The 13,721-nt window shown below is 32.2% G+C and carries 9 protein-coding genes and 3 pseudogenes; 8 read left to right on the forward strand and 4 right to left on the reverse strand.

The features are described from left to right. Positions 1-241: 241 nt before the first annotated feature. A complete protein-coding gene (locus ABH957_RS27605) occupies positions 242-847 on the reverse strand; it encodes a nucleotidyltransferase domain-containing protein (protein WP_404512689.1) in 606 nt (201 codons plus the stop codon). A gap of 470 nt (positions 848-1,317) precedes the next feature. After that, positions 1,318-1,818, reverse strand: a complete 501-nt coding sequence (locus ABH957_RS27610; protein WP_404512691.1) for a GNAT family N-acetyltransferase — start codon at positions 1,816-1,818, stop codon at positions 1,318-1,320. A 559-nt stretch (positions 1,819-2,377) separates the two neighbouring features. On the opposite strand from ABH957_RS27610, the gene ABH957_RS27615 reads away from it, so the two are divergent. From ABH957_RS27615 to ABH957_RS27630, 4 genes and pseudogenes are all read left to right on the forward strand, one after another. After that, positions 2,378-2,710, forward strand: coding sequence for a DUF1904 family protein (locus tag ABH957_RS27615; protein WP_098562000.1), 333 nt, complete (start codon positions 2,378-2,380; stop codon positions 2,708-2,710). A 286-nt stretch (positions 2,711-2,996) separates the two neighbouring features. After that, positions 2,997-3,566, forward strand: a pseudogene (locus ABH957_RS27620) (IS6 family transposase); the annotation flags it as partial. A gap of 289 nt (positions 3,567-3,855) precedes the next feature. Further along, positions 3,856-4,389 (forward strand): RNA polymerase sigma factor, encoded by a 534-nt coding sequence (locus ABH957_RS27625; protein WP_404512693.1) that lies wholly within the window; start codon positions 3,856-3,858, stop codon positions 4,387-4,389. Continuing rightward, positions 4,379-5,206 carry an SH3 domain-containing protein gene (locus ABH957_RS27630; protein ID WP_404512695.1) on the forward strand — a complete coding sequence of 276 codons (828 nt, stop codon included), beginning with the start codon at positions 4,379-4,381 and terminating at the stop codon, positions 5,204-5,206. Before ABH957_RS27625 ends, ABH957_RS27630 begins: the two co-directional genes overlap by 11 nt. A gap of 47 nt (positions 5,207-5,253) precedes the next feature. On the opposite strand, the gene ABH957_RS27635 is transcribed toward ABH957_RS27630, so the two are convergent. Further along, positions 5,254-6,978 (reverse strand): peptidoglycan D,D-transpeptidase FtsI family protein, encoded by a 1,725-nt coding sequence (locus ABH957_RS27635; RefSeq protein WP_404512697.1) that lies wholly within the window; start codon positions 6,976-6,978, stop codon positions 5,254-5,256. Between the two features lie 1,326 nt (positions 6,979-8,304). Between ABH957_RS27635 and ABH957_RS27640 the strand changes: the two are divergent. The 4 genes and pseudogenes from ABH957_RS27640 to ABH957_RS27655 all read left to right on the forward strand — a co-directional run. Beyond that, positions 8,305-8,523 (forward strand): annotated as a pseudogene (locus ABH957_RS27640) (ABC transporter permease); the annotation flags it as partial. A 15-nt stretch (positions 8,524-8,538) separates the two neighbouring features. After that, complete coding sequence (locus ABH957_RS27645) at positions 8,539-9,534, forward strand: VanZ family protein (protein ID WP_404512699.1); 996 nt, start codon at positions 8,539-8,541, stop codon at positions 9,532-9,534. Positions 9,535-9,751: 217 nt separating this feature from the next. After that, positions 9,752-10,519, forward strand: a complete 768-nt coding sequence (locus ABH957_RS27650; RefSeq protein ID WP_404512701.1) for an ABC transporter ATP-binding protein — start codon at positions 9,752-9,754, stop codon at positions 10,517-10,519. Continuing rightward, entirely contained in the window at positions 10,491-12,434 is a 1,944-nt protein-coding gene (locus ABH957_RS27655) for an FtsX-like permease family protein (RefSeq protein ID WP_404512703.1), read from the forward strand. Before ABH957_RS27650 ends, ABH957_RS27655 begins: the two co-directional genes overlap by 29 nt. Positions 12,435-12,975: 541 nt before the next feature. Here ABH957_RS27655 and ABH957_RS27660 read toward each other — a convergent pair. Then, positions 12,976-13,503, reverse strand: a pseudogene (locus ABH957_RS27660) (IS6 family transposase); the annotation flags it as partial. Between the last annotated feature and the right edge of the window lie 218 nt (positions 13,504-13,721).

Genomic DNA, 13,721 nt, shown 5'->3' on the forward strand with positions numbered 1-13,721 from the left:
GAATTCCCCAAAACAATAAATACGAGCAAAATGCACAAAATTTTCGTTTTGGGGGTGGTATGAGATTTTAACTTGATGGGCATGGGGTACCGCCAGCATTTTCCGATTTTCTTAACTTCGATGTGAGAACCATTGGAATATCAATGGTTCCCACATCATTTACATGTATTCAATGTAAATATTGATTTTAATAAAGTATAATGTCTTGTTAAATTAATAAACCGATTAGCTCAAAAACATTTTAATTTAAATATTTAATCCAAGCATGTCCTTCTGGGAATTGTTGTTTTAAAGATACTTTAAGCCATTCTTTTTCTTGTAGTGAAAGTATTGGTAGAATTGTTTGAAAATCATTATAATCCTTTTCCCTGACTTGAGAAGAGCCAGCTTTATAGAGAAGTTGGACTTCAGGTTTCAAATAAGGTATCCCTTCGGGCGTTCTTAAAAACATTTCGTTTATTGCTCTTTTAATCGATTTTTCTCTTTTATAGATCCAATAACTTTCTTCACTATCAATTAACATAATTTGAAACGCCCAAGGAGAATTATTGTTTTTACTAACCCATACATCATTTGTTGACTTTAAAAATTCTCCTTCTTCCCAAATCTTAAGTTTACCATCTTTTGCCTTGTATAGCGTCCAGTCTCTCTTTAAAGATTGGTAAGCAACTAGTTGGTCTTCTCGAATGACTATTACATCTATATCACTATGTTGCCTACTTTTATTGCCTAAATGTAAATCTAATGCCCAACCTCCAGCAATGCCCCACCTAATTGGAATTTCAGAAAACACTTCATATACTCTCGAAACAGTTATTGGCATCCAATTATCTATATCGGTTCTCAAATTAATCACTCCTTCTTATTTTTATAAAGGTACTAGGGCCATATTCTACTAAATTACCACAATAATTAAATAGAATAGTAAAGTTTTTATTACTCTCATACAATCACTCTTTTTGAAATCTATTATTCTATTGAATATGGAAGTCTTTAACCTCCAAATATTCCTCCTTCTTTATTTACTATACATACTATAAAAAATTAATATGGTTAAATAGTCTTTAAAGAAATAAAAAAACGTATGACTTTACAATGAATACTGTAAAGTCATACGTAATGACTAGTTAAGATAGTCGGAAAAAACCCACGCTAAGCAAAAACATACAATAAGCTGCCCATATGGACAGCTTATTTACATAATTTTCGTTATTGGAAGTTAAAAATTCTTAGTTTCTTGCTCAATTAAAGCACCCGTTAGTTAAACAACAGAAGGTTTCTTAGTCAAGACCGCTCCAATAGTATTACGGTATTAAATTACATATCAAAAGGTTCAAGCTTCAAAATAAATTCTTCAACATCCTTGCCTCTTGCGTTGGAAAACCCCTTATCTTCAGAGATGATTTTAAACCCGCATTTTTCCAATACCCTGATGGAGGCGAGGTTATCTTTAGCGGCACGAGCATAGAGCGGACGTACCTTAATATACTCCAGAAACTCTGACAACGCTTTAGTTGCAATACCTTGGCCCCAATATTCCTTCCCAATCCAGTAGCTTACTTCGGGTTCGCTGAACTGTTCAAAGTTCGAGATGTGTCCAGTGACAATGCTATTGAATAATATGGTCTTAATTGTGATGGTCTCGTCAGCGATAATTTTTGTCCAATGGTCAAAAAATGCGTCCTTATCAGTCGGGTCTTTAGCTGTAAAGGCAGCCATATAGTTAGCCGTTGAATCTAGTTGTTGTTCATAAAAGATAGAAAGATCTTCCTCTGTGATATCTCGTAGCTTCACTTCACTTTTGCTAATGGATTCCATATAATTCACAAGCTCCTTAACATATTTTTGAATATAAATTCTTCAAAGTTTAGAGAAATTCCTTGTTCAACTATCCTGCCATGGGTTTTAGGGTTCTCATTTGTTGTTGGATTAACCAAAAAACTGTATTAAATCTTGTATGCTCCTAAGGGTCACTATATATGAACACTACGTATTTGACTTTCTCAATGACCAACATTACTTAACTTGGTAAAATAATATTCGGATGGGAATCCAATTTTATTGAAATTAAACTGGTTATCAAGTCGGAGGAAGGCACTTTAGGGTGTCTTTTCTTTTTAAAATATATAAACACGCACTATCCCTTTCCTAATAGAGGCCCCCTTATGCTTCCTTACAGGGAGAATGATAAGGCATTTTTTATTTTCCCAATTACCGAGCACTCACATGTTTTAAATATTTACAATACATGTATTGCTTTAATAACATATGATCATTCTTAAGAATGTCATTGAAATGTACCAATAGATTCTAGTGCATCAAAATAAATTGTGCTATGATGTGAGCAAATATAAAGCTTTCTAACGGAGGGATTCACATGCCGCATGTTGTGTTTCGTGGAATTAATACTGAACAATTAAAACGCATAAGCAAGCCATTAGTAGAAGAGCTCGCAGAGATTTGTGAGTGTGGTACGGATAATTTTACGTTGGAACTACCAAGTTCTACGTTTGTATTCAATGGAGAGGAAATAGAAGCGTTTCCACTTATTGAAGTGAAATGGTTCGAGCGTGGACAGGAAATTCGTGATCGATTTGCCAAGGCCATTACTACATATGTAATGGATTTTGGACTTCCAGAAGTAGAGGTTGTATTTACGGTTTTCACAGAATCAGCGTATTATATTAACGGGAAGCATTGTGCAAGTTAGAGCTATTTGAAAGATTTTTGTAACATTTATAAGGGGTAGAACCACATCGCTATCAAGCTAACAAGACAAAATAACCCCTAAAAAGAAAAAGGCGTTATTCTTTCAGAGAAATCATAGGAAAGGATGGCGTTTTTTTCTTTTTATGGATACATTCTATTTGCTCGATGGCGATGTGGTGTTACCTCAAATATAATTATTTTATTTGAAGGTCTCTTTTAAATTTTTATCAAATCTTTTCATAGGTTTATATACAAGGACGTGTAGTGATAAACCTATCACTGCAGTAATGTTTAAAATAATACTTATAATCATTAAAAACCATATAAAAGTAAATGGAAAACTCTTTCAGACAAATAAAAAATGGAAGTATTATCAACCAAACATCATTTTATTAACGGTACGCTGGTACCTGCGGTACAATCTAAGCTTTCGTGATTTGGTCGAAATGATGGAAGAACGAGGTTTATCTTTGTCCCATACCACCATTATGTGTTGGGTTCATCAGTATAGACCTGAATTGCACAAACGAATTCTTCGTTACCTCAAGCAAACCAATGACTCTTGGAGAGTTGATGAAACATTTATAAAAGTTAAAGGGCAATGGATGTACCTGTAACGTACTGTTGATTCGAAAGGCAACACAATCGATTTTTGTCTAAACAAAACAAGAGATCAAAAGGCTGCAAAGCGCTTTTTTAGGAAAGCCTTGCGGCCTTTTCATATTTCAAAGCCACGTGTAATAACAGTCGATAAGAATCCGGCTTATTCTATAGCAATTGAGTAGTTGAAAAAAGAAAAAGGCATACCTGATGGTATACAACTTAGACAACAAAAGTACTTGAATAATATAGTAGATGGACTTTTAACATAAAATACGATTCCGTTAGGAATATATATGTTTTATTCTCTTTTACTTTGTTTTTGCACCAGAACCAAAATACAAAGGGAGCAAGAAGAGCTATGTAACCGTCAAGAAAAAATAAAGAAAGAGGAAGAAGAACGACAACATATTCAAATACAGAAAGAGCAGCTATATAGAAATAAGAGCTATGGAACAAATGAAACTTGTATCATGTCTATATATTGAAACCATATTAAAAGTGAGGGCAGTTTTATGTTTATTCAAATAAGTTTGAGGTGTGGAAATGGAACAGAAGTTTATTGAAAAATGTAATCATGATGAGCTTGAGTATGTTATAAAAGACTATTGGCAAGATGTATGGAATTATTCATTTATTATTACGAAAGATCCACACTTATCAGATGACATCACACAAGATGTATTTATTAAGGTTTTTAAACATTGGCATTCTTTTCGAAAGGAGTCATCTATTAAAACGTGGATATTAAAAATTACAAGAAATACGGCAATAAACTATTTGAAATCCGCTTATTTTAAAAGGATATCTTTAGTGGGATTTTTTAGTGACGACAAGCAGTCTTCTTCGGCAGAACAAGAGTTTTTTAAGCAAGAGGAACTAAATGAAGTGTGGGATGTTGTATTAAAACTACCTAAAAAACACCGTGAAATACTAATATTGGACGCGAAATATGAATTATCTTATGAAGAAATGGCTGAAACATTAGGTGTATCAATTGGAACAGTCAAATCTAGATTAAGTCGAGCGAGAAGTAAAGTTTCAAAACTAATAGGGGAGGGTAGAAGTGATGAACAGTAAAAAAAATCCTGACTGGTATAGTAAATTGAAAAAAGGCCCAATGGAGCATCGGAAAGATGAAGAAGAATTTATTTATAAAATAAAGCAATCGGTATATCAAAATAGTGAAGTAGATTCTGTAACATATAAGAGACCATTTCGTAAAAAAGCATTGCCTGTTGTAGTTGTTTTGGTTTGTACAATGTTATTTTTCATTGTTCAACAACCTGGGCTTGATGATAATAAATCACCGGTACAAAGTAGTACTCAAATTAAGCCGAAAACAAAAGATGAATCTGCTCAAGATCCATCATTGAAACAATTTATGAATGATTTATATCAAAGTACAAATTCAAAAAATGAAAATGATTTGTATAGAGCGTTAAATGATGAAGTTCTATTTAAAGGGAAGAGTTATAAGAAGGATGAATTGAAGTTTGATGAAGATATTTTTCATGAGTTGCAAGTCGCTCTTACAATGGGGGGAGAATTTGCAAATGATACAAAGAAAGTATATAAAGTACCAAGTGGAATGACAGAAAGTAACCAATCAAAGCGAGACCATTTTATATATGTAACTGTTACTGGAAGTAAAACGAAAATTTTAGCTGAACCAAAACGAGAATCACAAATTTTATATGAAGTATCTAATGAAATGGTAAAAGCTTGGATTCCAGAAAAAGTGCAGAATGATGGATATATAAAAATATCGACATTTAACGGTAATACTGGGTATGTACAAAAAGAGTATGTTTTAACGGATATTAAATATTCATTTGTGTTCGAAAAGGATCATGAAGGTATGTGGAAAATAATAAATATAGATTCTATATGGTAAAAGAGGAAGGTTCATTTTAATGAACCTTCCTCTTTGTTTTTATTTTCTTATTGAAGTGTATGCCAGAACTCTAAAACTTCTGCTGTAACGAGAGCAGCGATGTTTTTTTCTGAATTACTACCAGGAATAACGACAGAAATGGCGATTTGTGGGTCTTCGGTAGGAGCATATGAAATGAAAAGAGAATGATTTATCATTCTTTCTTGCTCATTCGGAGAACCTGTACTACCCGTTTTACCTGCGACATGAAAGGGTAAATTTTTAATCTCCTCTATATTTTGACTCATTCCACCTTGCACGACACTCCAAAATTCCATAGGATAACGATTTGAACTTTCTAAAATTGGTTTAAACTTTTTTGTTTCCTTACCGTCCTGACCAATAATAGCACTTACAATTTGAGGTTTATATTTATCACCTTTACTTGCCAAAGTTGCTGCATATTGAGCGAGTTGAAGAGGGGTATGCACTTCATTTCCTCCCGAAGAGGCATTTAATAAAGCGGAGATTCCCTTTTCAAACTTATTAGATGGATGGAATTCATATTGTCCGTCTTCTTCAAAGGGTAAATCAATCCCGGTTTTAGAACGTAGGCCGAATTGCATTAAATAATCTGTCCATATATGTGCCACTTTTTCTATATTCCCATTATTTTGGTTGAATAAGGGCAGAGCTACTTTTGCTGTCATAAATGTGTTAGATGAATTAATGATAGCCTGCCTCGGTGTAATCTCACCTGTTGGCGTTCCAGGTGAATTCGTAATGTTATTTTGATTATCATACTGAAAAGTACCCTTATCTAAATAAGTATCTTCGGGTTGAAAAAGCTTTTCGTTTAATCCAATTAAAATAGTAAGAGGCTTTATAGTAGAGGCCATATTCACATAAGATTCACCATACTTTAATTTTTGAACTGCCTTATTTTGCGAAAGTGATTTTAAGTTTTCATTTTTAGATGATACATGTGTATTTAATGCATTTGGATTAAATACTGCCGAGTTGGCCATAGTTAAAATTGCACCAGTTTTTACATCGGTTACTACAACATAACCAGCTTTAACATCAGGTATTTTCTTAATTTGAGATCGTAATGCTTCCTCTGTTTTTTGCTGTAATTTCGAGTCTAAAGATAGCCGGACATCTTTTCCTTTTTGTACTTTTTGAATGTTCCACAAGAACTTTTTATTATTCATTTTAAAAATCAGAGTTTTTCCGGGTTTTCCTTTTAGATCATTCTCATATTGCAGCTCAATCCCACTTTTCCCAACAGGTCCATACTTAGAATTAAGGTCATTTTCTACATACCCAATTAGCTGTGAACCAATTTCGTGTTTAGGATAATATCGAATCCATTCATCTTTAATTATTACATTATTGGGTTTGTTTTTGTTTATGAATGTAAGTTCACTCTCATTTATGTCAGAGTATAACGGTATATCATTCATAGTCTGCTTTTTACAAGATTGTTGTAATTGTGAATTTATGTCCTCTGCAGAAATGTCATGTTGAAATTCTTTTGAAAATTGATTGAAAAAAGCTAATGTGTTTGATGTATCATGATCCGATAGCCTTTCATCATTAGAAGTGCAATATAAAGACTTAACTTTCTTATTTGTAGCTAGTATTACACCATTTTGATCAAATATTTTTCCTCTTTCAGCTGAAGAAGTTGCGATAGTAATTGAAATAAAGTTGATTTTTAATAAAATTAGTAAAATCAAACCTACAATAGAAAGAACCGCAAAAAATCTCCATCTTTTTGTATGTAACATATAACCCTCCCTTATGTAGTCTAATTCATCTTATAGTTAATTATTTTTTTTGTAAATGTGGAACACTTTTATTATTTAGGTTATCTATTAAGTATTACAGCATGAAGAAAGGAATAATTAGTATGAAAAGTTACTAGCAAGTCTATTTATAAGTTTAATATGAGTTATTATACAGTTTAGCTTTTCTAATGTAAGCAACAAAAAAAATAGAGAGAAAAACAAGAAAGGAGATTATCAATTACTCTGCTGTACCCTATGCCCATCAAGCTAATATTTTGAGGAACCCCCAAAACAAAAAAAAAATTCTTGACAGTTATTTATGTAAATTCAGCTCGTATTTTTGTAGAATCTGAAGTCATAAATGATGGTGTAATTCCTGAGAGAATAGTTGAAGCTGTTTTGCTAGTGAAATATCGATAAAAACACCTTCCTTTTCATTGACTCTACTAAAGGGGAAGTGTAAATGTTCTTTAGGAAATATATACTTAAGTAAATTAGCACGTATATTCTATTTGGTAGTTATAGAAAAGCAAAAATAAAGATAAATTCTATATTAAAAGAAGGATTTTATTTATTACGTTGACTCAACTATAGTATTAGGTGACATGGGACAGTAGGAACCCATGTTGGCGTCATTTGCTAAATGTAATTCCTTTTGCAGCGCAGTGCCTCCTTATACAAGTGGGATTTTTTGTTGTAAACACATAATATATATGCAGGCATAAGAGAGATGACGGATGAGTATAAACACTTAATTTCGTATGTAGATAAAATAAAAGAACTTAATTATAGTACAGCTTCCGCATTAATAGTTATACATAATGATAAAATTCTAGTAAACCATTATAACGGAAGGCATTCAAATGTTGTTTCATCATCTCAAAGAGAACTTGTAGTAATTACTACAAGTTCTCTTTGAGATGATGAAACCGAAAGTAAACTTTTATCTAGTAGTTTACTTTCATACTATTGATTTTTATACGTGTTTGGTAAAAAAACACAATGAGTTGCAAAAAATACTATACCGAAATCTAGTTCGGTATAGTATTGTGCATATAAAAGATCCCACTTTGCTATATCCCCCAAAAAAGAGTCATTGCTCCGAGGGTTATAAACTGTATTTTCAGAAACATTACGAGCGTGTAAGAAAAATGTAAGGTAATTCAATATGAGAAAAATAATCTAACTAATACAATGAATAACAGATACATTCATGAGAAAATCTGTGTTGGGATATTAAGTTGTTTTAGTTCTTAAAGCATTCGACCAATTATTGTAGTTTAAATAAGGAAATATGAAACTAGACCATGAATTGTGACAAGATAAATGATGATTCTATTTTTCTTACAGATTGTAGTGGCTATAATTCACAGCAATTTTGCATTTCTAACTTTGCACCAATTAGGGCAAATAACAAATAGGGAAATGTCTGTGATTCAAAGCTCGATTGTTGTATTAGTAATCTATATTTGCATGCAAATTATTTACTTCATTATTATTAGAGATCATTATATAAAATGCATATGTACAAAATTATATTCATAAAAACAGAGGTGTAAAATGAACATTATTTTCAGTCTAATCGCTAGTTATGCGATTCCTATGATACTACTCACATTTTTGTTACTACTTGTATTTGTTTTTAGTTATTTTGTAGTATACAAAAAGATATGTAAAAGAGAAAAAAAACTTACTGTAAAACAAATTATATTGTTTGTTTTAATAGCGGGATATTATTCCCTTGCATTATCAGCTACTTCATTTGGTCGTTCAGATGATATGGCCTTTGCAAGAACAATTGACTTTGATGTACTTAGTGTTTATAAAAAAGCATGGAATACATTTTCATTTACTTCCTTCTTCCATATCTTTGTGAATATAGGTATGCTTTTTCCGTTAGGAATTTTATTCCCTTTATTTAGTAAGGTTTTTCAAAAAACAAAATGGATGTTAATCATCTCAATTATAGCAAGTTTATTGATTGAAATTCTTGAATTTACACTGCAACGAGGAAGTATGGAACTAGCAGATTTACTTCATAATACTTTAGGTATGATGCTAGGATATTCTGTGTTAAACATAGTTCTTATATTTTTGAAAAAAAATGAAACAGATACAAAAATAATCAAATATTTATACCTTCCCATTACAGTAAGTTTCGTCGCAATCGGAATAATGATTTCCTATCAAATGAAGGAATTTGGAAATATGCCTATTGATCCCATTACAAAAACTGATATGTCTCAAGTTGCTATAAAAACATCAATAGAGTTAAAAGACGAAGGGAAAAAAATGCCTGTTTACAAATATTACGGTACAAAAAAATCACATGTTCGAGATGTTGAAATTCTTTCTCCAAAGGAAGCATTTCAAAAACTGAAACAAGGAGACTTCGATCCTATAGTATCTTTCAAAGCAGGTGATACATTATCCATTACAAAATATAGTATAGATTACTACACTGATACAAAAGGTTTCTCTCAGCCTATATATGTTTTTGAAGTACACTTAAATGGTAAAGATAGTTGGCTTCAACCTATTTCCGCAAAGAAATAAAGTAAATTTGGTTCTGTTGCAAAGTTTTTTAAGAAATATTATGAAAAGGCTACTAGTACTGGCTGTAATTCATGATACATCGAAAAGGCGGAGTCTGTTTGAAGACTTCGCCTTTATCTGTATAGTGCGTGCAAGGGTACGGAAATGATTTAGGGGATAAGGGGCATCATCTATAAAATCTCATTTTTATTGTGTGAATTTGGAGGGGATTTCTCATATGAAAGCAGTAAAAATAAAAGTAAAAGATCTTAGTAAAGGATACACAGGAAATGTTTCACACATGGCACTTTCAAATATTAATTTAACAATTACAGAGGGAGAATTTGTTGCGGTTATGGGTCCTTCGGATAGTGGGAAAACAACGTTATGGAATATGATATCTACTATTGACTCGCCAACATCAGGTAGTGTATTCATTAATAGTAAAAATCCATATCAACTTTCGGTAAATGATTTGGCCTTATTTCGCAGACAGGAATTAGGGTTCGTTTTTCAATCTTTTAACCTACTGCATACATTAACAGTAAGAGAGAATATGGTTCTTCCGCTTGTATTAGATGGCATGAATGTGAAAAGAATAAATAAACGAGTAGAATCTGTTTCGGAAAAATTAGGTATTAACGAAATTTTAAATAAACGAACATATGAAATATCAGGAGGACAAGCGCAGGAAACAGCGATTGCCCGAGCACTCATTCACTCTCCTAAATTGGTTCTTGCAGATGAGCCGACAGGAAAAGCCTCTCAAGATGTAATGGAGATATTAACACTATTAAATAAAGAAAAAAAGGCAACAATGATGTTAGTAACGCACAATCCAGTTGCTGAAAGTTACTGTGACCGCATTATTTTTATTAAAGATGGGCAGTTATACAATGAAGTTTGCTACAATGATGATCGCCCATTATTTTATAAAAATATTATGGAGAGTCTTTCTATGTTAGGGGGGAATAAACATGACTTTTCGACAGCTCGCATTCAATAATGTTTTAAGGAATCAACGAATATATCTTGGTCATTTTTTTAGTAGTACATTTGCGGTATTGATTTTTTTCACTTATGGACTACTTATCTTTCATCCGAACCTACAAGGCGAACTGACTCATGTAAGTACTATCATGAGTATATTTGGGAGAATAGGATTTCATTTATCGTATTACTTAATCTTTGTCTTTTCATTCTTATTTATTTTCTATTCTGTTAGTGCATTTTTAAAAAATAGAAAAAAAGAGTTTGGATTATTAATGTTACATGGAATGTCTCATCAACAGCTTCATCGATTAATTTTTTTCGAAAATATGTTGATTGGAATCCCTTCTATAGTAGTAGGCATCGGACTTGGGATGGTTTTTTCTAAATTATTTTTACTAGTTAGTGGGTCTTTATTAGGAGTAGAGCAAACATTAGCATTTTACTTTCCATTAAAGGGAATGCTAGTAACAGCAATGTCCTTTTTTGTTTTATTTCTACTCATTTCATTGTTTACATCAAAAATGGTGAAAATAAATGAGCTTGTAGAACTCATAAAATCAGAGGAAAAACCAAAACCAGAGCCAAAAGTCTCTGGTTGGATATCTCTGTTGGTACTTATTTTATTTGGGGCAGGTTACTCCAGCGTTCACTACAGTATCGTCGCGGTGTATTACATGGATTTAGATCAATTATTACTACTTGTAGGAGTGGGCGTCTTATTAATTGTATTTGGAACCTATTTTTTCTTTAATCAATTGTGTGTCTATGTGTTATATACTTTAAAAAATAAAGAAGCTACATTCTTTAAAAGAACCAATCTCCTTGTTATTTCAGAATTGATGTATCGAATGAAGGATAATGCGAGAACGTTCTTTATCGTTACAATTATATCTGCCGTTTCTTTTACAGCAATTGGAGTTTGTACAGCTATTGGAAATCCAGAATTAGCAAAACATGAGACCCCATATGCATTTACGTATCGATCGGATAAGGGGAATATACAAGAAAAAGCCCATATTGAAGAGATAAAGAAGCAATTAAAAGAATATGGATTTTCTTATAAACTTGTTGCAACAGAATTTAAAAGGACACTAAACGGATTGGCGTTAATTAATCTATCTACGTATAATCAATATGCAAAACAATTAGGGTATGAAATAGAGAAATTAACAAATGAAAATGATAGCATTGCAATACGACTAAATAAGAACGAGAAAAGTGCGGAGGATATAAAAACTTTTGAAATAATACATGGTCAAATAGAGGTTCAACTTTCTGTACAAAAAACAATTTATATCCCAGAATTATCTTTAATCGAAAAGCCTGTTATTGTCTCTGATGCTGTTTATAATAAGGTCCAAAATGCTCAACAAGAAAACGTACTTCGAGATTACACCATATACGGTTTTATCGTTAAAAATTGGTCTGAAACGAATGCAGTTTCTACTAAACTTATGAAGATTATTGGTAAGAATCAAGATGATTATTATATGTTTTCATCTTTGTATTTAAGATGGCTTGAATTGAAACAACAAAACGGATTACTTTCTATCTCAAGTGTAATGGTGGGGATTGTATTTTTCATATTTACGCTAAGCTTTTTATATTTCCGTCTATTTACTGATTTAGAACGGGATCAAGAGCAATATCAAATGATTTCAAAATTAGGTTTAAGCCAAAGTGAGTTAAAGCAAATCGTGACAAGACAAATGATGCTACTATTTTTCTTACCGATTGTAGTGGCTATGGTTCACAGCAGTTTTGCATTTCTTACTCTGCATCAATTAGGACAAACAGTAAGTAGGGAAATGTCCGTTATTCAAAGCTCAATTATTGTATTAGTAAGCTTTATTTGTATGCAAATTATTTACTTCCTTATTATTAGAAGCCACTATATAAAACGCATATGTATAAAAACATATTTATAAAAAAAATAATCTATAAATTGAAGGTGCAGGCTCAGTCACTATATATGATTGAGTCTGCACCTTCAGTATGTTGAAAAATATATCAAGACTAATCTGTGTTTGTTCTAAATTCTCTTGCCACTGTTGACTCAATCATTTGTGAGTGGATCTAAAAAGAAGGAATGGTTGCCGTACCCCCCTACATTCAAAATGTAATATGTATTATGAATTTTTAAAATGAAATCCCATATTTTTCACTTTTGCATTCGGAATTTCATTCCAGATGTAAAATTCTAATCATAATAACAAGACGTCTCCAAAGTAAACTTTTATTTAAAAGTTTACTTTGGAACGGCTTAAGAAAAAAAACATTCACTTCTTATGGAAAGTAGTCATAGGAATACACCCCTCATTGTAGGCGGGGTGCACATAGTTATAAAAAAATACCCTTGTCCAATCCATTATCATTCTTTAGTCATTTAGGGGGTGAGAACATGGAAAACAATGAAAAAATCACGTTTCGATTTGTAAAAAAAGATGGGCAAGAAATTAATTTGGCAAAACGTCTCTTTACATGCCTATGATCCTGTTCAATCAGGTTATTGAGATATTTAACGGTACAATGTTTTGTACGTACATAAAAGCCGTTCTTCTTCAGTTTTTTGAACGCACAAAGCAAGGCCGGAGCTTTGTCTGTAGTGAGAACTGTTGGTTCTCCAAAATGTTTTACTAATCTTTTCATAAAGGCATAGGCAGCCTGATGATCCCGTTTTTTACGAAGTTGAATATCCAACGTGTTTCCATCTTTATCAATTGCACGATAGAGATAACGTCATTCTCCCTTAACTTTGATATACGTCTCATCCAAATGCCAAGATAAGCGTGCAGATTTATTTTTTACTTTCCAAATTTGATAGATGAAATTTCCATATTCATGAACCCATCGCATGATGGTTGTTGGATGAACTGAAATACCACGTTCATTCAGGATTTCAGATACATCGCGATAACTTAAAGAAAAACGGCAGTAGTAGCCGACAGCTACTAAAATGATATCTCTCTTGAATTGTTTTCCTTTAAAGTACCTCATGTCTGATTCTCCTATATCCTGTTTTCTAGAGTGTAGCTTCATGTAGGAAACTTTGCAACAGAACCCTGATTACCATACATCTTCGTTAAATTAACGGTCTTTATTATTGTACTCATGTGAAAATACCAACTTTCTTGTGTGTCTATAATTTTATTATGAGGAAAATTCCTTAAATGGCGTTTAACAATTTCTTAATTAAGGAGTAGAAGAACAGATCT

The sequence above is a fragment of the Bacillus sp. RC242 genome (genome assembly GCF_044908245.1).
GTDB classification, from domain to species: Bacteria; Bacillota; Bacilli; order Bacillales; family Bacillaceae_G; genus Bacillus_A; species Bacillus_A mycoides.

Bases quoted from the DNA above. Each gene is read 5' to 3' on its own strand.
- ABH957_RS27630 (WP_404512695.1), top strand. From the start codon at position 4,379: ATGAACAGTAAAAAAAATCCTGACTGGTATAGTAAATTGAAAAAAGGC.
- ABH957_RS27645 (WP_404512699.1), top strand. From the start codon at position 8,539: ATGAACATTATTTTCAGTCTAATCGCTAGTTATGCGATTCCTATGATA.
- ABH957_RS27610 (WP_404512691.1), bottom strand. From the start codon at position 1,818: ATGGAATCCATTAGCAAAAGTGAAGTGAAGCTACGAGATATCACAGAG.
- ABH957_RS27655 (WP_404512703.1), top strand. From the start codon at position 10,491: ATGACTTTTCGACAGCTCGCATTCAATAATGTTTTAAGGAATCAACGA.
- ABH957_RS27635 (WP_404512697.1), bottom strand. From the start codon at position 6,978: ATGTTACATACAAAAAGATGGAGATTTTTTGCGGTTCTTTCTATTGTA.
- ABH957_RS27625 (WP_404512693.1), top strand. From the start codon at position 3,856: ATGGAACAGAAGTTTATTGAAAAATGTAATCATGATGAGCTTGAGTAT.
- ABH957_RS27650 (WP_404512701.1), top strand. From the start codon at position 9,752: ATGAAAGCAGTAAAAATAAAAGTAAAAGATCTTAGTAAAGGATACACA.
- ABH957_RS27615 (WP_098562000.1), top strand. From the start codon at position 2,378: ATGCCGCATGTTGTGTTTCGTGGAATTAATACTGAACAATTAAAACGC.